The organism is Gordonia sp. OPL2 (assembly GCF_003797825.1).
GTDB lineage: Bacteria > Actinomycetota > Actinomycetes > Mycobacteriales > Mycobacteriaceae > Gordonia.
Genome location: NZ_RKME01000002.1, coordinates 102,124 through 120,460, shown reverse-complemented (window position 1 = coordinate 120,460; position 18,337 = coordinate 102,124). Strand labels below are relative to the sequence as shown.

Genomic DNA, 18,337 nt, shown 5'->3' with positions numbered 1-18,337 from the left:
CGTCCCCTCGGGCGCGATTCCAACATGCACGTCGATGGACCTCCGTCAACAAGTACACATGGCACCGGCACACGGTCACGAGGGTCGCGTCACTCTTAGTGCCCATACCTCGATTCATCCGTGTCGGGCAGCAATTTCGCGATCGTGACCGGGGCTGTGGTGATGCTGGTGCGAGCGCTGGGGACGTCACCGCTAGTCACAGCCGTCGTGGGCATCCTGATCGTGGTGGTGTTCGTCATCCTTGTCCGACCGTCGCCGAGTGTGCTGCGTGCGGCGATGATGGGCACGGTGGGACTGCTGGCGCTGGCGGGTTCGCGACGGGTGCACGCGTTGCCGGCCCTTGGTGCGGCCACGGTCGTCGGCCTGCTGTGGTGGCCGGATCTCGCGGTGGCGCCGGGTTTCGCGTTGTCGGTCCTGGCGACGGCCGGGTTGGTGTTGTGGTCGGCTTCCCTGCGGGATTGGTTGCGCGCGCGACGCATTCCGGCGGGTGTGGCCGAACTGCTGGCGATGTCCCTCGCGGCACAGCTGGTGACCGCTCCGATCATCGCGCTGCTCAGTGGGCGGTTCAGCGTCGTGGCGTTGCTCGCGAACGTTCTCGTGGTGCCGGTCGTCGGACTCGTCGGCGTCGCGGGAACCGCGGCCGCGGTGATCGGATCGGTCGGTGGCGCTGATGGTCCGGGTGCCGGCTGCGCCGAGTTGATGGTCCGTGCGCTCGGTCCGGAGCTGTGGTGGATGCTCACCTGCGCCCGGTTTCTCGGCGCACAGACGTGGGCGACGGTGTCCGTCCCGTCGGGTGTCGTCGGCGCGCTCGTCGTCGGCGCGGTGACGTTGATCGTGGTGGTGGCGGTGGGAGCGGGAACACGCTACTTCCCGGAGGGGGTTCGTGGGCTCGGGCGGGCTGTCGGGTCCGTCTGGCACGATGGTCGCCGTGGATGAACGCCTGCACCTGTTGCTCGGAGACGACGACTTCCTCACGGGCCGGGTGATCGCGGGCGTCGTCGCGCGACAGTCGGCGGACACGGGCGCGGACATCCCGGTCACCCGGGTCCGCGCGGGCGACGTGACCGAACCCGAATTGGCCGAACTGCTCAGTCCGTCGTTGTTCGCCGAGGATCGGATCGTCGTTGTCGAATCGGCGGCCGATGCCGGAAAAGAGCCGGCCGCGCTGATCGCCCAGGCGGCCACAGAACTTCCCGACGGGATCACCGTGATGGTCGTCCACACCGGGGGCGGCCGCGCGAAATCACTGGTGCCGGCCCTGAAGAAGGCGGGCGCCGTCGAGCACGACTGCGTCGCACCGAAGTGGCCGTCGGAGCGGATGGACTTCGTGCGCAAGGAGTTCCGCGCGTTGAAGGTCAAGGTCGGCAACGACGTCGTCGAACAGCTCGTCGAGGGGGTGGGTTCGGAACTGCGCGAACTGGCCGCGGCCTGCAGCCAACTCGTCGCAGACACCGGCGGCAAGGTGACCGTGGACGCGGTCCGGCTGTACTACCAGGGCCGACCGGAGATCACCGGTTTCGAGGTCGCCGACAAGACGGTCACGGGTGATCGTGCGGGGGCGTTGGAGTCACTGGCGTGGGCAGAGCATCACGGCGTGCCGAGGGTGCTGCTCGCGGACGCGCTCGCGGAGGCAGTCCACGCGATCGCACGAGTGCGCGCCATCGGCTCGATGGACCAGTACGCGGCGGCCTCCGAGTTGGGTATGCCGCCGCGGCGCGTCAAGAAGGTGCAGGCGCAGGCACGGGCCTGGGATTCGGTGTCGATCGCGAAGGCGATACAGGTGGTGGCCCAGCTCAACGGCGATGTGAAGGGCCAGGCGGCCGACGCCGATTTCAGTCTCGAACACGCGGTCACGACGGTGGCCGGACTGCGCCCATCACGCGAGCGGGGCCGACGAGAGTGACCACGGCCGCGCCGACGACGAGGGGCTGCTGAGCACACCGGGCCGCCGAAGCTGAACACATAAGGCCGCCGACGACACAACGCAGCTCACCCCGGTGACCGCGTGGATATCACCGGGGTGAGCTGCGAGAGCTGCGCGCCTTCAGGCGCGGGAGATCAGAGCTTGTTGACCGCGAGAGCCATGGCCGACTTCTTGTTGGCGGCCTGATTCGCGTGGATGACGCCCTTTGATGCAGCCTTGTCGAGCTGGCGACCGGCGGACTGGGCGAGCTCGGCGGCCTTCGGCTTGTCGCCGGCGTCGACTGCTTCGCGGAAGTTGCGGATGGCGGTCCGCAGCGAGGACTTCACCGACTGGTTGCGCTGACGGCGCACCTCGTTGGTGTTGATCCGCTTGATCTGCGACTTGATGTTTGCCACGCGTGTATCCCTCTGGTTCTGGTTGGTTCTCGTCGTTCTCGGTCGGCGGCGAACGGGTCGCGCCGGAGCAGGTCGAATGGCCCTGAATCCCAGGGATCCCGTCGACACTGCGAACAGCGGTCAACATTACCAGCCGCGGCCGAGGTGGCCCAAATCGCCGGACGGGCATCCCGCCGTCGTCGTCAGTGCGACTCACATCGTCGCCGAGGGCGCAAGGTTTGTCACCGATTAGGCTCGAATCATCATGTCAGTCGTCTTCGTGCACATCGGCCTGCCCAAAACCGGGACAACACACCTCCAGGATCGCCTCTGGCGTAACCGTGACCTGGCATTACGGGAGTCCGGTCTGCTGTATCCGGGCAATGTCATCTCCGATCACTTCCACGCGGCGGTGCACCTGCAACCCGAGCGGTACCTGGACTGGGTCGATCCGGCGTTCGCGAAGACGTGGCCGACGCTGGTGTCCCAGATCAAGGCGTGGCCGCAGACCTCGCTGCTGTCGCACGAGCTGTACGCGACCGCCCGTCCCGAGCACATCCGGCGGATGCTGGACGATCTGTCGTTCGCCGACGAAGTGCACGTGATCGCGACCGTCCGCGATCTCGCCCGCCAGTTGCCGTCGGTGTGGCAGGAGAACGTCAAGAACCAGCGGCAGGCGACCTTCGACGAGTTCCTCGCGTCGGTGCACGTCCACGGTCCGGCGCTGACGGGCTTCGTCCCGCCGGTCGATGCCGGCGACGAGGAGCCGTTCTGGGAGTTCCAGGATCACATCCGCATCCTCGGAGACTGGGCCGACGCCGTCGGCCCCGACCGCGTCCACATCGTCACGGTACCCACCCGGCGCGACAACCCGGGGGACTCGCTCTGGGAGCGGTTCCTGCGGGTCCTCGACGTCGACCCGGCCGTCCTGACCGTCCCGGTACCGAGCCTGAACTCGTCACTGTCGGCGCCGCAGGCGGAGTTCCTGCGGCAGCTCAATCGCCGCCTGCAGCCCGACGACGTGGAATGGCGTCGGTACGAGCGCATCATCAAGGGACAGATCATCGGGGAGATCCTGTTCGAGGCGCCGTCCGGTGCGCCGCGGGGCCTGACCGCGGACCAGCGCGCGTGGGTGGCGCAGACGGCGGACGCGATGATCGGGGCGGCCCGCTCGGCCGGATATCGCGTGTCCGGTGATCTCGACGACCTGACGGTGAGTCGGCTGGCCGCCGGCGACGCGTTGCCGCCGACGGTCCAGGACGTCCTCGACGTCGCGCTCGACACGATGGCGGAGATGGTGAAGACGACGCGACTGCCGAAAGTCGGCCCTCGACGACGGACACGCGCGATGAATGTCGTCCGTCGAATTCGGCGGCGTGCACTGGGCCTACGCCGATCTCTCTGACCCCTTCCATCGCCGACCGCCATGCCGAATCGGGGATTTTGTAGCACCATGGCAAGTTATGAGTCCCGCGTCGACGACCTCTGCGTCCACCAAGCGCGCCGCACCCAAGGCCGCGAACTCGAAGTCGAACGCGAACGGAGCGGCCAAGGGCGGTAAGTCCGCCACCGGCCGCGGCGCCGACGCCAAGACGCCGGCCGGCGCCAAGGGGCGATCACGCGAGACGCCGGCGACCAAGCGCGCCAAGACCGTTGTCCGCGAACCGAAGGCGATCGACAACACGATCTTCGCCGGGTACTCGAAGGGCCCGTACGGCAAGGCATTCGACGAGATGTTCGATGCCGAGGGTGAGGTTCGTGCCCCGTATCGGGGCATCTACAAGGCGATGTCGGAATATGATCGCGCCGATCTCGACGTCCGGGTGGATGCGCTCGGCCGCGCGTTCATCGACCAGGGCGTGACGTTCTCGCTCTCCGGCAAGGAACGCCCATTTCCACTCGACGTTGTGCCGCGGGTGATCTCGGCCTCCGAATGGAGCAAGCTCGAGGCGGGGATCACCCAGCGGGTGCAGGCCCTCGAACTCTTCCTCGACGACATCTACGGCGAGCAGGAGATCCTGCGCGACGGCGTGCTGCCGAAGCGACTCGTCCACTCGTGTGAGCATTTCCATCGGCAGGCCGCAAACATCCGACCGCCCAACGGGGTTCGCATCCACGTCGCCGGCATCGACCTCATCCGCGACGAGAACGGCGACTTCCGCGTCCTCGAGGACAACCTGCGATCACCGTCGGGTGTCTCCTATGTCATGGAGAACCGTCGCACGATGGCGCGGGTGTTCCCCGATCTGTTCTCCTCGCATCGGGTCCGTGCGGTCGCCGACTATCCCGGTCATCTGCTGCGCGCGCTGCGGGCGTCGGCGGCGTTCAACGAGGCCGACCCCAACATCGTCGTCCTCACTCCCGGCGTCGCCAACTCCGCCTACTTCGAGCATTCACTGCTCGCCCGTCTGATGGGTGTGGAACTCGTCGAGGGCCGAGACCTGTTCTGCCGCGACAACATCGTCTACATGCGCACCACTGAGGGCGAGCAGCGCGTCGATGTCATCTATCGCCGCATCGACGACGACTTCCTCGACCCGATGCAGTTCCGTCCGGACTCCATGCTCGGGGTGGCGGGTCTGCTGAACGCGGCCCGTGCCGGCAACGTGGTCATCTCCAGCGCCGTCGGCAACGGTGTCGGTGACGACAAGCTGATCTACACCTACGTGCCGGAGATCATCCAGTACTACCTCGGCGAGAAGCCGTCGCTGATGAACGTCGACACGCTGCGCTGCTGGCTCGACGACGAATGCGAGGAGGTCCTGGATCGGATCGACGAACTCGTCGTCAAACCGGTCGAGGGCTCGGGCGGTTACGGCATCGTGTTCGGACCCGATGCGACGAAGGCCGAGCTGGACACGTTGGCGCGCAAGGTGCGCAACGATCCGCGCGGGTGGATCGCACAGCCGGTGGTGCAGTTGTCGACGGTGCCGACCAAGATCGACGGCGACGTACGGCCCCGGCACGTCGATCTGCGGCCGTTCGCGGTCAACGACGGCGAGTCGGTGTGGGTGCTGCCGGGAGGCCTCACCCGCGTGGCGCTGCCCGAGGGGTCGCTCGTGGTGAACTCCAGTCAGGGCGGCGGTTCCAAGGACACCTGGGTGCTGGCGTCGTCGCGGTCGTCCGAGGAGCGTGAGCTCTCCGGCGCCAAGGTGGTCAACGCGAGTGGCGTCGCGGCCGCCCGTCCCGCGGAGAGTGCGCCGGATCCGCTGCACACGCAGAGTCAGCAGCAGCAGCAGGGGCAACAACAGCAGGCGCAGCAACAGCAGGTCGGCAACGCCGATGGTGGTGATGACCGATGATGCTGGCGCGTAACGCGGAATCGCTGTACTGGATCGGTCGCTACGTCGAACGCGCCGACGACATGGCGCGCATCCTCGACGTCGCCATCCATCAGCTCCTCGAGGACGCGACCGTCGATGTGGACCGCCAGGCGCGGTTGGTGATCCAGGTCCTCGGATTGGAATCGCCGCCGTCCGACGACCCGCTCGACGTGTGGGCACTGACCGAACGGGTTGCCTACGACAAGGATTCGGTCGGGTCGATCGTCGACCTGATCAGGTCGGCTCGCGAGAACGCGCGCGGTGCACGCGAGGTCACGTCCAGCGAGATGTGGGAGTGCCTCAACACCACCTACAACGGACTCGGTGATGCCGAGCGTCGCGCACGCCGACTCGGTCCTCATGAGTTCCTGTCGTATGTGAAGAACCGCGCTGCCATGTTCGCAGGGCTCGCCGATGCGACGCTCAGCCACGACGACGGCTATCGGTACCTGCTGCTCGGTCGGTCGGTGGAGCGGGTCGACATGACCATCCGGATGCTGTTGTCGCGCGCCGGCGATCGCGTCAGTTCGCCTGCCTGGGTGAACGTGCTGGTGTCCGCGGGTGCGCACGACACGTTCCTGCGGACCTACCGTGGCCTGCTCGACGCCGAGAACGTCGTCGAGTTCATGCTGCTGGACCGGCTCTTCCCGCGGTCGGTCTTCCACGCGCTCAGCGTCGCGGAGAGCAATCTCGTGGATCTGGAGAAGCGTCCCAGCCGCGTCGGTGCGCAGGCCGAGGCCCTGCTGCTCCTCGGCCGTGCACGCAGTTCCCTGGAATTCCTGGAACCGGGCAACCTGCTCGACGAACTCCAGGATCGGCTGTTGGACCTGCAGGACACGTGCCGCGCGGTCAACGAGGCCGTCACCGGCCAGTACTTCCATGTGTCGCCGTATGTGTCGTGGGCAGATGCCCGGGTCAGCGACGCCGAGGACCACGTGATCGAGGAGAGTGAGCTGTGAGCTGGCGTCTGCGCGTCGTGCATTCCACCGGATTCGCCTACAAGAGTCCGGTGACCTCCTCCTACAACGAGGCCAGGCTGACTCCGCGAAGTGACAACCGGCAGAACGTGATCGTGAATCGCGTCGAAACCGTGCCCGCCACGAGGTCCTACCGCTACACCGACTACTGGGGGACCGCGGTCACCGCGTTCGACCTGCACGCCCCACACGAGGAGTTGGAGGTGTCGGGGATGTCGGTGGTGGAGACCGAGGCGGGGGAGCGTCCGGCGCCGGAGGATCAGGCGGGTTGGGACGACGTCCGCAGTGAGTACGTCGAGGATCGCTACGACGAGATGCTTTCGTACACGACCTATGTGCCGAAGAACCGGCAGCTGACGTCGGCGGCGAACCGTGTGGTGAAGGGCCTCGGACCGGAAGAGGCGGTCGAGGCGGTCTGTCGCTACGTGCACGAGGAGATGCAGTACGTCCCCGGCACGACCGGTGTGCACACGACGGCCGTCGACGCGTGGAACGAACGCAAGGGCGTCTGTCAGGACTACGCCCACCTGTCGCTGTCGATGCTGCGCAGCCTGGGCATCCCGGCGCGCTATGTGTCCGGCTACCTGCATCCGAAACCCAATGCGGGCATCGACAAGACCGTCGAGGGACAGAGCCACGCGTGGATCGAGGCGTGGACCGGTGGATGGTGGGGATATGACCCGACCAACGACACCGCGATCTCCGAACAGCACGTGTCCGTCGGTGTCGGCCGCGACTACTCAGATGTGTCTCCGCTGAAGGGCATCTACACCGGCGGTGGCGCAACGGATCTCGATGTGGTGGTGGAGATCACGCGGCTGGCGTGAGGTTTCGACACGCGTCGGGCTCGCCCGCTCGCACGTCGCTACTCAACCAGCGGGTGGGAACGTCGGGCTCGCCCGCTCGCACGCCGCTACTCAACCAGCGGTGGGGGAGCGCTCCACCCGCTGATCGAGTAGCCTCCGAGCCGTTAGGCGAGGCGGCCCTCCCTCCCGCTGATCGAGTAGCCTCCGAGCCGTTAGGCGAGGCGGCGCACCTTTGCTGTTGATCGAGTAGCCCCCGAGCCGTTAGGCGAGGCGGCGTATCGAGATCACCGCCACCCGAAGCGATTCCGCAGCTCGACCGCGACGAGGTCGAAACGGGACCGTTCGAGGACGGCGCCCTCGCGGCGGATGTCGTTCTCGGGCACGGCGAGTACCCGATCGAGCCGGACGAAGCTCGAACGATGCTGCGCATCCCAGACACCGGTCCCGAGTTCCAACCAGTCCGGGTCGTCGCGGTGATAGTCCTTGCTCGACAACATCAGACCGAGCAGATGAGACCGGTCGGCGTCGGTCCGGTCTCGACCGACCACGAGGACGGGCCGATCCTTGCCCCGATGTGGGTCGTCCTCGAAAACCACCCAGGTCCAGACGATCTCACCGGGGTCGGCTGCGCCGTCGAGATCGGGAGCGTAGATGATCTCGCGGGCGACGTCCGCCGTCGGATGGGCCGGTGGACGTCTGATCATCGGCGACCGCCATCGGTGAGCAGGAACTCGACCACGGCATCGGCGGTGAGCGCGGCGGTCGGTTTCCGGTCGGGCTTCAGATCGTGGCCGACCTTCTCGATCTCCACCACCCGGGTGGGCCCGGCGATGAGGGCGACTGCGTCGGCCATCTCGGCCGTCGTCCCGAACGGATCGGTGCTGCCGTGCACGATCACGGTCGGCGTGGTGACCGACGGCAGGTGCTCGGTCCGCAGGCGCTCGGGCTTGCCCGGTGGGTGCAGTGGGTAGGAGGTGAGCAGCAGCCCGTCGGCGAGCTCGGCGTCCTCGGCCACCGCCATCGACGCCTGACGGCCGCCGTAGGAGTGGCCGCCGACGATCAGCGGGCCCGACGATTCCCCGCGAAACGCGGCACACGCCGCGACGATGCCCTCGCGATCGGCGGCCGCGGTCGACGGGCTCGGTGGGCCCTTGGGTCGGCGCTGCCGGTACGGCAGGTCGATACGGGCGACGACCAGACCGCGGTCACAGAGTTCGGCGGCGATCGCACGCAGGATGACGGCGTTGCGGTCACCGCCTGCGCCGTGCGCGACGACCGCCACCCCGCGGGGATCACCGTCAGGTCTGGAGACCTCGGCCACGACCCCGTCTGCGTCGTATGAGCTGGTCTGGCGGCCGGTAGAGGTCATGGTGATCACCGTAGCGGTGAGCGTCGCCGACGACGGCGGGGCGACTCATGAGAAACTGGTACGACGACGTGGACCGGGCCGGTCCCTGTCCTGTCCACGCGACCCGTGCCGCACGTTCGAGGAGCAGTTCGATTCCCACCTTTGCCGACACCACCTTCACCGACCCCGCGCGGATCCGGAACTTCTGCATCATCGCCCACATCGACCACGGCAAGAGCACGCTGGCCGACCGGATGCTGCAGCTCACGGGCGTCGTCGAGGAGCGCCAGATGCGCGCGCAGTACCTCGACCGGATGGACATCGAGCGTGAGCGCGGCATCACCATCAAGGCGCAGAACGTACGTCTGCCGTGGCAGGTCACCGGCGACGACGGGGTGACGACCGACTACGTCATGCACCTCATCGACACCCCAGGGCACGTGGACTTCACCTACGAGGTCTCCCGGGCGCTCGAGGCCTGTGAGGGTGCGGTCCTGCTCGTCGACGCCGCGCAGGGGATCGAGGCGCAGACACTCGCCAACCTCTACCTGGCGATGGACAACGACCTGACCATCATCCCGGTGCTCAACAAGATCGACCTGCCCGCCGCCGACCCCGATCGCTACGCCGCGGAGATCGCCCACATCATCGGCTGCGACGCCGACGACGTCCTGCGGGTCTCCGGGAAGACGGGCGAGGGCGTGGGTGCGCTGCTGGACGAGGTGGTCAAGTTGATCCCGCCGCCCGTCGGTGACGCGGATGCGCCCGCACGCGCAATGATCTTCGACTCCGTCTACGACACCTATCGCGGTGTCGTCACCTACGTCCGTGTCGTCGACGGCAAGATCGTCCCGCGCGAGAAGATCGCCATGATGTCGACCGGCGCGACGCACGAACTGCTCGAGGTCGGCATCGTGTCACCCGAACCCAAACCGACCAAGGGACTCGGCGTCGGCGAGGTCGGCTACCTGATCACCGGAGTGAAGGACGTTCGCCAGTCCAAGGTCGGTGACACCGTGACCACCGCCCGGCACGGCGCGACCGAGGCACTCACCGGGTACCGCGAGCCTCGTCCGATGGTCTACTCGGGTCTCTACCCGATGGACGGCTCCGACTACCCGGTCCTGCGGGAGGCGCTGGACAAACTGCAGTTGAACGACGCAGCGCTGACCTACGAGCCCGAGACCTCGGTGGCCCTCGGCTTCGGCTTCCGCTGCGGCTTCCTCGGACTCCTGCACATGGAGATCACCCGCGAGCGCCTCGAGCGTGAGTTCAACCTCGACCTCATCTCCACGGCGCCCAACGTGGTGTACCGCGTCGTGATGGAGGACGGCGCCGAGCACACCGTCACCAATCCGTCTGACTGGCCCGACGGCAAGGCGCGCCACATCTACGAGCCGGTGGTCAAGACGACCGTCATCGCGCCCAGCGAGTTCATCGGCGCGATCATGGAGTTGTGTCAGTCGCGCCGCGGCGAGCTCGGGGGCATGGACTACCTGTCCGAGACCCGCGTCGAACTGCGTTACACCCTGCCGATGGCCGAGATCATCTTCGATTTCTTCGACGCCCTGAAGTCCCGCACCCGCGGATACGCCAGCCTCGACTACGAGGAGGCCGGTGAGCAGGAGGCCGACCTGGTCAAGGTGGACATCCTCCTGCAGGGCGAGGCGGTGGACGCGTTCAGTGCGATCGTGCACCGCGACGCCGCGTACGCCTACGGCAACAAGATGTCGACGAAACTCAAGGAACTCATCCCGCGCCAGCAGTTCGAGGTGCCGGTCCAGGCCGCGATCGGATCGAAGATCATTGCGCGCGAGAACATCCGGGCGATTCGCAAGGACGTGCTCGCCAAATGCTACGGCGGTGACATCAGCCGGAAGCGCAAACTGCTGGAGAAGCAGAAAGAAGGCAAGAAGCGGATGAAGACCATCGGTCGCGTGGAGGTGCCGCAGGAAGCGTTCGTCGCCGCACTGTCGACCGACGCCGTCGGGGACAAGCCGAAGGGGAAGTAGCGCCATGGCGGACAGCCGCACGATCAATCCCGTCCTCGCCGCGAGCTCACTGCCGCACGGGCTGCCTGACTTCGCGTCGATCAGCGATGACGACTTCCTCCCGGCGTTCACCGAGGCGATGACGTCGCAGCTCGCCGAGATCGAGGCCATCGCGACCGACCCGCGGCCGGCGACCTTCGCCAACACGATCGAGGCCCTCGAACTGTCGGGCCGCGATCTCGCGCGCGCGAGCGGGGTCTTCTTCAATCTCGTCGGACCCGACACCAATCCGCAGCGAAACGAGATCTCCCAGCAACTCGCGACCCTGCTGACCGATCATGCGAACACCATCGCAATGGACGGCCGGCTCTTCGGGCGGATCAGCTCGCTGTTCGATCACATCGACGATCTCGGCCTGACCGAAGCGCAGGAGCGGTTGCTGGCCAAGCGATATCGAGAATCCGTGCGCGCCGGTGCGGGCCTCGGTCCCGACGAGCAGGCCCAGATGCGGCAGATCTCCTCGCGCCTGGCGTTGCTGACCACCACGTTCTCCCAGAAGATCCTCGACGACACGAACGCCTCGGCGGTGTGGGTCGAGGAGGTGTCCGCGCTGAGCGGACTCTCGGACGGGGAGATTGCCGCGGCGCGCCGTGCCGCCGCCGACGCGGGGCGAGACGGCGGGTACCTCATCACGTTGGAACTGCCCACGAGTCAGTCCGTCCTCACGTCCCTGACCGATCGCGCCGTGCGACAGCAGGTCTTCGACGCGTCGATCGCGCGATGCTCCCGCGGGAACGAGCACGACACCCGGGCGCAGATCCTCGAGATCGTCACGCTGCGGGCGCAGCGGGCCCGCTTGCTCGGCTACACCTCGCACGCCGACTACGTGATCGCCGAGGAGACCGCACCCGATCCGGCGGCCGTCGTCGGATTGCTCGGTGAGCTCACCGAATCCGCGCTGCGCGCGGGCGGACGGGAACTGACGAGACTCAACCGGTTGACCGACGAGGAGATCGGACCTGCCGACCTGACGTTCTGGCTCGAACGCGAACGCCGATCGTCGGCGTCGGTTCCCCTCGATGATTTCGCCCAGTACTGCGAACTCGACACCGTGGTGGAGAAGGGTGTCTTCTACGCTGCCGGTGTGCTGTACGGCCTGCGATTCGTCGAGCGTCCGGATCTGCACGGCTATCATCCGGACGTCCGGGTCTGGGACGTGATCAACGATGCGGGACGCAGCATCGGACTCTTCCTCGGCGACTACTACGCCCGGCCGTCCAAGAGGGGCGGTGCGTGGATGAACAACCTCGTGGATCAGTCTGCGGCCCTCTCGATGACGCCAGTCGTCGTCAATGTGCTCAACCTGACCCAGCCGGATGTGGGAGAACCCTGCCTGCTGAGCATGGATCAGCTCACCACCCTGTTCCATGAGTTCGGACACGCGCTGCACGGGCTGCTCTCGGCGGTGGACTATCCGTCGCAGTCGGGGACGTCGGTGCCGCGCGACTTCGTCGAGTTCCCCTCGCAGGTCAACGAGATGTGGGCGCTGCACCCGGATGTGTTGTCGCACTATGCCCGTCACCACGAGACCGGGGAACCGATCCCGGCCGAGCTGGCCGAGGCGGCGCGGGCGTCGGCCAACACCGAGAGTGCCCACGGCACCATCGAATACCTGGCAGCCGCGCTGCTCGACCTGGCGTGGCACCGGATCACAGCCGATGACGAGGTCACCGACGTCGAGGCCTTCGAGCGAGACGCCCTGCGCGCCGCGGGATTCTCCGGCGACCTCATCCCGCCCCGATATCGCAGCGCGTATTTCAACCACATCTTCGGTGGCGGCTACTCGGCGGGCTACTACTCCTACATCTGGTCGGAGGTCCTCGACGCCGAGACCGAGCAGTGGTTCCTCGCCGAGGGCGGACTGCGGCGCGCGAACGGGCAGCGGTTCGCCGATTCGACCCTCTCACGCGGTGACAGTGTCGATCCGCTTGTGGCACACGAGAAACTGATCGGACGAGCACCGGAGATCGGGCCGTTGCTGACGCGGCGTGGACTGACGGACTGAAGGTCCTGCGATCATCGTCCGCCGACGCCCGGTGGATCTCACTGGTGCGCGGGCTGGAAGGTCCCGTGGCTCGCGGCCTCCTCGGCGCGGATCACGTGCATGACCGCGTTGATCAGGGCCAGGTGGGTGAAAGCCTGCGGAAAGTTGCCGAGATGCTGGCCGGTGCTCGCGTCGATCTCCTCCGCGTAGAGCTTGAGCGGACTCGAGTAGGAGAGCAGTCGCTCGCACAGGTTCTTGGCCCGCGGCAACTCACCGATCTCCACGAGCGCCGAGACCAGCCAGAACGAACAGATCGTGAACGTGCCCTCCTCGCCGGAGAGCCCGTCGTCGGTCTCCTCGACGCGATAGCGAAGGACCAGTCCGTGGTCGGTGAGCTCGTCGGCGATCGCGAGCACAGTGTTGCGGACACGGTGATCATCGGACGGCAGGAAACGCAACAGCGGAACCAGGAGCAGTGACGCATCGAGGGCGTCGTCCCCGTAGCGCTGGGTGAACACCCCACGGTCGTTGACCCCGTGCTCGAGGATGTCCTCGCGGATCTCGTCGGCGATTCCGGCCCAGGTCTTCGCGTAGGACTTCTCGCCGTGCAGTGCGGCCAGGCGTGAACCGCGGTCGAGCGCGACCCAGCACATGACCTTCGACGATGTGAAGTGCTGGGGCTCGCCCCGGACCTCCCAGATGCCGCGATCGGGTGCGCGCCAGTTCTTCACGGCCTCCTCGACCTGCGCCTTGAGGACCGGCCACAGGGTCTCGGGGACTGCCTCGTTGGACTTGGTGTTGAGATACACCGAATCCAGCATCGTGCCCCAGATGTCGTGCTGCGCTTGGTTGTACGCGCCGTTGCCGATGCGGACGGGCCGCGCCCCCTCATATCCCGAGAGGTGATGGAGTTCTTCCTCCTCGAGCGTTCGCTCACCCCCGACCCCGTACATCACCTGCAGCGGATGGTGCTCGGAATTGGTGACGCCGGAGACATCGGCGATGAACGAGAAGAAGTCGTCGGCCTCGCGGTCCAGACCCAGTGTGTATAGCCCCCACAAGGCGAACGTCGAATCCCGCACCCACGCATATCGGTAATCCCAATTGCGTTCGCCGCCCGGTGTTTCGGGCAGTGAGGTCGTCGCCGCCGCCAACAGCGCGCCGGTCGGCGAGTAGGTCAGGCCCTTGAGCGTGAGTGCCGACCGCTGCAGGTGCGTGCGCCAGGGGTGATCGGGGAAGGTACCCACGTTGATCCATTGACGCCAGCACTCCGAGGTTGCCCACATCTTCTGGGCGGCCTCCTCGAAGTTCTGCGGTGCCGGTTGGCGCGACCAGGACAGTGCGACGAATCGGTCGTCGCCCTCGACCAATCGGGTCCGGGCCCGCGCCTCACGGCCTTCGAGTCCGAGACGCAGGTCGGTCGTGAGTTTCAGTGTCGGGCCGGGTCTGGTGGTGTCGACGCCGGTCGCGATGGCCTCACCGTAGGCCGGTCCGGAGTACTCCCACACCGTGTTTCCACGGTGATAGTCGAACGCCGGTTCGCAACTCATCGACAACTCGACGGTGCCGGACACGCACCGGACCGTCCGGAGCAGGATGTGCTCGGCGTCCCAGTCGGTGGGCGTACGGCGGTGCGTCGTCGAGCGGCGTTCGTTGTCGTGCCACGGTCCCATGACCAGGGCGTCGCGTACGACGATCCATCCGGTCTCGGTCTGCCAGGTGGTCTCGATGATGAGGCTGCCCGGCAGGTAACGGCGGTCGACCGGCACATTGACGCCGTAGGGCGCGAGGCGGAAGTGACCCGCGCTGCGGTCGAGGATCGCACCGAAGACGCTCGGCGAGTCCGGCCGCGGCACACACATCCACTCGACGGCGCCATTGCGCGCGATGAGGCAGTTGGTCTCGGTGTCGGACAGAAACGCATAATCGCCGATGGGCGGGAAGGCATTGTGCGACGCCGTCGCCGGCGAGAACGCGGTGGCCTCCGGGTCCACCGGGCCGGAATCGGTGTCGGGTCGGAGGGAGCCCGCCTGGTCGGCCGTGCTCGCGACGGGCAACGGGGTGACGGCGGCGTCTTCCGGTGGGGTCATGGCTATATCATTGCCACCGGGCACTGTTGTCGCCACTCGACCTCGGGTGGGACCGGAGGCTTTTAATTCAGCCTGAGTGAAACTCGGGCCGATGTCCGATTCGCGTGAAGCGTGGAGATGAGGTGAACATGACGACGCTGGCCAACTGGTGGGACGGTGTCGAGGAGTGGCTGACGGGTCTGTCCTTCGTCCCGCAACTTCTCGTGACACTGATCGTCGTGATCCCGCTGGCCGTGCTGATCGCCGCCGTGCTCAATGTGCTGGTGGACACGGTCTCGACGCTGATCGACCGCCGACGGTTCGCCGACGACGACGGAACGGGGCTGTAACCGATGATCCGCTCGCGGGTGACTCTCGCCCTCATCGCACTCCTCCTGCTGGTTCTGCTCGCCTGGGTGCTGACCCGCTAACACGGCGTCCGGATTCGGCCAAACGACGGCTCTGACATGCGTCGGACCCTCACCGCGCGTTGCTAGCGTCTACGGGTCGGAGAAGAGTGTGTCGGACGCGTCGGGTGCGAGTCCGGGCCGTCCACAGACGGTGTGAGGCCGGGAGGATCGTGTGGCGAGATCGGTGATCGTGCGGAGGTTGCGGGCCGCCATGGCCGTTGCCGTCGCCGGGGTGATGATCGCGAGCGTGTCCGCGTGTGGCGCCGGCTCGACCGACGAGCCCGGCGGGGTCGACATCTCGAGCGGCAGCCGGCACCTGAACCTCGTAGCCTACGCGGTGCCGAAGCCTGGCTTCGACGTCATCATCCCCGCATTCCGTGCCACCGAGACGGGCCGTGACATCGGTTTCTCCCAGTCCTACGGAGCCTCCGGCGACCAGTCGCGCAAGGTCGCCCGGCACGTGCCCGCCGACGTCGTCAACTTCTCGGTCGAGCCCGACATCACCCGCCTGGTGAAGGAGGGCGTCGTCGATGAGGACTGGAAGAAACAGGCGCCCAACAACAGCACTCCGTTCGGATCCGTGGTCGCACTCGTGGTGCGCAAGGGCAATCCCAAGAACATCCGCGACTGGGACGACCTCCTCAAGCCGGGTGTGCAGGTCGTGACGCCCAACCCGGGGAGTTCGGGTTCGGCCAAGTGGAATCTGCTCGCTCCGTACGCGGCGAAGAGCGATGGTGGCCGCAATTCGCAGGCCGGGCTGGATTATGTGGCCGACCTCGTCCGCGATCACGTCACCGTCGTACCCAAGTCCGGTCGCGAGGCGACGACAGCCTTCGAGCAGGGACAGGGCGACGTGCTGATCAGCTACGAGAACGAGGCCATCATGCTCGACCGCGCGAATGCGACGTCGCCGGCCGATCAGCAGGTCGAGTACGTGATCCCGCCGCAGACCTTCAAGATCGAGAACCCGGTCGCCGTCGTCAATACATCCACCGACAAGACCGGTGCGAACGCGTTCGTCGACTTCTTGTTCACCCCCGAGGCGCAGCGACTGTGGGCGAGCGAGGGCTTCCGTCCGGTGCTGCCCGACATCGTCGCGCAGACGGCGAACGAGTTCCCCGGGGACATCGCGAAACTCTGGACCATCACCGAACTCGGAGCCGTGCTCGGTGAGGGGACCGCGGAGGAGAACGACGGCAAGGACCTCACAGGCTGGAAGGCCGTCGACAGCGCCTTGTTCGGCTCGAAGGGCGACATCACCAAGATCTACAACTCGGGAGGGCGCCAATGAGCACGCAGGCGGTGGATCATCCGAACCCGCCCGGTGGATTCCTCGGCAGGTCACGGACTTTCAGCGGTGTCTCCCCGATGGGAGTCGGGGTGGCGTGGTTGTGGCTCAGCGTGATCGTGCTGCTGCCGTTGGCCGCAATCACCGTGCAGGCGTTCACCGACGGCTGGGGCGGATTCTGGGACGCGATCAGTGACCCCAATGCACTGGACGCCCTGTGGATCACCGTCGTCGTGTCCGTCGTGGTCGCGCTCATCAACGTGGTCTTCGGCACGTTGATCGCCTGGGTCCTGGTGCGAGACGAGTTCCCGGGCAAGGGTTTCGTGAATGCGATCATCGACCTGCCGTTCGCGTTGCCGACGATCGTCGCCAGCCTGGTGCTGCTCTCGCTGTACGGACCCAACAGCCCGATCGACATCCAGCTCAATGCGACCAAGCCCGCTCTCGTGATCGCGTTGACATTCGTGACGCTCCCGTTCGTGGTCCGCCAGGTCCAGCCGGTCCTCATCGAACTCGACACCGACGTCGAGGAGGCGGCGGCCGTCCTCGGTGCGAGCAACTGGGTGACCTGGACCAAGATCGTCCTGCCTGCTCTGCTGCCCGCCATCCTGACCGGAGCGGGTCTGGCGTTCACGCGCGCCATCGGCGAGTTCGGCTCCGTCGTCCTGATCGGTGGCAACATCCCCGGTGACACCCAGGTCGCCTCCCAGTACATCCAGCAGCAGATCGAGATCGACGAGCCGGTGAACGCCGCGGCCGTGTCGGTGATGTTGCTCCTGATCGCATTCGTCGCCCTGCTTGTCCTGCGGGTCGTCGGCCGGCGTCAGTCCGTGCGGGAAGGACAGGATCGATGAAACTCTCACCCTTCACCCGGTACACGCTGCGGGCCATCGCCCTCGTCTATCTGTTCATCCTGCTGATCGTCCCGGTGGGGCTCATCTTCTGGCGATCGTTCGAGCACGGCCTCGGCCAGTTCTGGGAATGGATCACCACACCCGCCGCGATAGCGGCGTTGCAGCTGAGCTTGCTGATCGTGGTGATCGTGGTCCCGCTCAACGTGATCTTCGGCATCGTGACCGCGCTGGCACTGGTGCGAGGCCGATTCCCCGGCAAGGGTTTTCTGCAGGCCGTGGTGGATCTCCCGTTCGCGGTCTCGCCGGTGGTCGCCGGTGTCGCCCTGATCCTGTTGTGGGGCTACGGGGGATGGTTCGGCGGGATCGAGAGCACCGGGTTCCGGATCATCTTCGGCTTCCCGGGCCTTGTGTTGGCGACCCTGTTCGTCACGCTCCCGTTCGTCGTTCGCGAGGTCGAGCCGGTGCTACGGGAGATCGGTACCGAGCAGGAACAGGCCGCGGCAACCCTGGGCGCCAACGGCTGGCAGACGTTCAGCCGCATCACACTCCCGGCCATCCGGTGGGGCCTCACCTACGGCGTCGTGCTGACCGTCGCGCGCGCTCTCGGCGAGTACGGGGCGGTCACGATGGTGTCGTCGAACTTCCCCGGTATCTCGCAGACACTCACGCTGCTGGTGAACTCGCGCTACACCGACGACTACAACGAGTTCGGTGCCTACGCCGCGGCGACACTGCTGATGCTCGTCGCGATACTGGTGCTGGTCGCGATGACTCTTGTCGAGCGACGGGCCAAGGGCCGCTACACGGAGGCGAGCACCACCTATACCGGCAGCGACGAGGCCACCGAGGTCGAAGCCGACCTCACCCCACCGCACGGACCCCGATCCATCGACGCTCAGCAGATCGTGCACCACAAGGAAGGCGTGTGA

16 protein-coding genes are annotated in these 18,337 nt (G+C 66.7%); 12 read left to right on the top strand and 4 right to left on the bottom strand.

The window, feature by feature from the left end; all coding sequences use genetic code 11:
- Positions 1-120 precede the first annotated feature (120 nt).
- A complete protein-coding gene (locus tag EEB19_RS03605; RefSeq protein WP_316245455.1) occupies positions 121-936 on the top strand; it encodes a ComEC/Rec2 family competence protein in 816 nt (271 codons plus the stop codon).
- Entirely contained in the window at positions 920-1,903 is a 984-nt protein-coding gene (holA, locus tag EEB19_RS03600) for a DNA polymerase III subunit delta (protein WP_187583284.1), read from the top strand. Before EEB19_RS03605 ends, holA begins: the two co-directional genes overlap by 17 nt.
- Before the next feature lie 155 nt (positions 1,904-2,058).
- On the opposite strand, the gene rpsT is transcribed toward holA, so the two are convergent.
- The gene (gene rpsT, locus EEB19_RS03595; protein ID WP_187583282.1) at positions 2,059-2,319 is read right to left on the bottom strand and encodes a 30S ribosomal protein S20; all 261 of its coding nucleotides are present in this window, start codon (positions 2,317-2,319) and stop codon (positions 2,059-2,061) included.
- 244 nt (positions 2,320-2,563) lie between these two features.
- On the opposite strand from rpsT, the gene EEB19_RS03590 reads away from it, so the two are divergent.
- From EEB19_RS03590 to EEB19_RS03575, 4 genes are read left to right on the top strand one after another with little or no spacing between them, the layout of a single operon-like run.
- Positions 2,564-3,703 carry a sulfotransferase family protein gene (locus EEB19_RS03590; RefSeq protein WP_187583280.1) on the top strand — a complete coding sequence of 380 codons (1,140 nt, stop codon included), beginning with the start codon at positions 2,564-2,566 and terminating at the stop codon, positions 3,701-3,703.
- 58 nt (positions 3,704-3,761) lie between these two features.
- Positions 3,762-5,600, top strand: coding sequence for a circularly permuted type 2 ATP-grasp protein (locus EEB19_RS03585; RefSeq protein WP_187583278.1), 1,839 nt, complete (start codon positions 3,762-3,764; stop codon positions 5,598-5,600).
- Positions 5,597-6,580, top strand: coding sequence for an alpha-E domain-containing protein (locus tag EEB19_RS03580; protein ID WP_187583276.1), 984 nt, complete (start codon positions 5,597-5,599; stop codon positions 6,578-6,580). The genes EEB19_RS03585 and EEB19_RS03580 overlap by 4 nt, the downstream gene beginning before the upstream one ends.
- Positions 6,577-7,425, top strand: a complete 849-nt coding sequence (locus tag EEB19_RS03575) for a transglutaminase family protein (RefSeq protein WP_187583274.1) — start codon at positions 6,577-6,579, stop codon at positions 7,423-7,425. The genes EEB19_RS03580 and EEB19_RS03575 overlap by 4 nt, the downstream gene beginning before the upstream one ends.
- Before the next feature lie 263 nt (positions 7,426-7,688).
- Here EEB19_RS03575 and EEB19_RS03570 read toward each other — a convergent pair whose 3' ends face one another.
- Together EEB19_RS03570 and EEB19_RS03565 are read right to left on the bottom strand one after the other, a co-directional pair.
- Complete coding sequence (locus tag EEB19_RS03570) at positions 7,689-8,108, bottom strand: type II toxin-antitoxin system PemK/MazF family toxin (RefSeq protein ID WP_187583272.1); 420 nt, start codon at positions 8,106-8,108, stop codon at positions 7,689-7,691.
- A complete protein-coding gene (locus EEB19_RS03565) occupies positions 8,105-8,773 on the bottom strand; it encodes an alpha/beta family hydrolase (protein ID WP_187583270.1) in 669 nt (222 codons plus the stop codon). The genes EEB19_RS03570 and EEB19_RS03565 overlap by 4 nt, the downstream gene beginning before the upstream one ends.
- A 47-nt stretch (positions 8,774-8,820) precedes the next feature.
- On the opposite strand from EEB19_RS03565, the gene lepA reads away from it, so the two are divergent.
- Together lepA and EEB19_RS03555 are read left to right on the top strand one after the other, a co-directional pair.
- Positions 8,821-10,764 (top strand): translation elongation factor 4, encoded by a 1,944-nt coding sequence (gene lepA / locus EEB19_RS03560; protein WP_262365411.1) that lies wholly within the window; start codon positions 8,821-8,823, stop codon positions 10,762-10,764.
- 4 nt (positions 10,765-10,768) lie between these two features.
- Positions 10,769-12,808, top strand: a complete 2,040-nt coding sequence (locus EEB19_RS03555) for a M3 family metallopeptidase (RefSeq protein ID WP_187583268.1) — start codon at positions 10,769-10,771, stop codon at positions 12,806-12,808.
- A 38-nt stretch (positions 12,809-12,846) separates the two neighbouring features.
- Here the strand turns inward: EEB19_RS03555 and EEB19_RS03550 are convergent, their stop codons facing one another.
- Positions 12,847-14,877 carry a glycoside hydrolase family 15 protein gene (locus tag EEB19_RS03550; RefSeq protein WP_187583266.1) on the bottom strand — a complete coding sequence of 677 codons (2,031 nt, stop codon included), beginning with the start codon at positions 14,875-14,877 and terminating at the stop codon, positions 12,847-12,849.
- Positions 14,878-15,005: 128 nt separating this feature from the next.
- Here EEB19_RS03550 and EEB19_RS03545 point away from each other — a divergent pair, with 128 nt between their 5' ends.
- From EEB19_RS03545 to cysW, 4 genes are all read left to right on the top strand, one after another.
- Positions 15,006-15,206 carry a hypothetical protein gene (locus EEB19_RS03545; RefSeq protein ID WP_187583581.1) on the top strand — a complete coding sequence of 67 codons (201 nt, stop codon included), beginning with the start codon at positions 15,006-15,008 and terminating at the stop codon, positions 15,204-15,206.
- Positions 15,207-15,477: 271 nt separating this feature from the next.
- Entirely contained in the window at positions 15,478-16,557 is a 1,080-nt protein-coding gene (locus EEB19_RS03540) for a sulfate ABC transporter substrate-binding protein (RefSeq protein WP_187583264.1), read from the top strand.
- Positions 16,554-17,408 carry a sulfate ABC transporter permease subunit CysT gene (cysT, locus tag EEB19_RS03535; RefSeq protein WP_187583262.1) on the top strand — a complete coding sequence of 285 codons (855 nt, stop codon included), beginning with the start codon at positions 16,554-16,556 and terminating at the stop codon, positions 17,406-17,408. Before EEB19_RS03540 ends, cysT begins: the two co-directional genes overlap by 4 nt.
- Positions 17,405-18,337 (top strand): sulfate ABC transporter permease subunit CysW, encoded by a 933-nt coding sequence (cysW, locus tag EEB19_RS03530; protein WP_187583260.1) that lies wholly within the window; start codon positions 17,405-17,407, stop codon positions 18,335-18,337. The genes cysT and cysW overlap by 4 nt, the downstream gene beginning before the upstream one ends.

Coding starts and splice junctions, on each gene's coding strand:
- holA (WP_187583284.1), top strand. CDS start 920: ATGGTCGCCGTGGATGAACGCCTGCACCTGTTGCTCGGAGACGACGAC.
- EEB19_RS03590 (WP_187583280.1), top strand. CDS start 2,564: ATGTCAGTCGTCTTCGTGCACATCGGCCTGCCCAAAACCGGGACAACA.
- EEB19_RS03585 (WP_187583278.1), top strand. CDS start 3,762: ATGAGTCCCGCGTCGACGACCTCTGCGTCCACCAAGCGCGCCGCACCC.
- EEB19_RS03580 (WP_187583276.1), top strand. CDS start 5,597: ATGATGCTGGCGCGTAACGCGGAATCGCTGTACTGGATCGGTCGCTAC.
- EEB19_RS03570 (WP_187583272.1), bottom strand. CDS start 8,108: ATGATCAGACGTCCACCGGCCCATCCGACGGCGGACGTCGCCCGCGAG.
- EEB19_RS03565 (WP_187583270.1), bottom strand. CDS start 8,773: ATGACCTCTACCGGCCGCCAGACCAGCTCATACGACGCAGACGGGGTC.
- lepA (WP_262365411.1), top strand. CDS start 8,821: ATGAGAAACTGGTACGACGACGTGGACCGGGCCGGTCCCTGTCCTGTC.
- EEB19_RS03555 (WP_187583268.1), top strand. CDS start 10,769: ATGGCGGACAGCCGCACGATCAATCCCGTCCTCGCCGCGAGCTCACTG.
- EEB19_RS03550 (WP_187583266.1), bottom strand. CDS start 14,877: ATGACCCCACCGGAAGACGCCGCCGTCACCCCGTTGCCCGTCGCGAGC.
- EEB19_RS03545 (WP_187583581.1), top strand. CDS start 15,006: ATGACGACGCTGGCCAACTGGTGGGACGGTGTCGAGGAGTGGCTGACG.
- EEB19_RS03540 (WP_187583264.1), top strand. CDS start 15,478: ATGGCCGTTGCCGTCGCCGGGGTGATGATCGCGAGCGTGTCCGCGTGT.
- cysT (WP_187583262.1), top strand. CDS start 16,554: ATGAGCACGCAGGCGGTGGATCATCCGAACCCGCCCGGTGGATTCCTC.
- cysW (WP_187583260.1), top strand. CDS start 17,405: ATGAAACTCTCACCCTTCACCCGGTACACGCTGCGGGCCATCGCCCTC.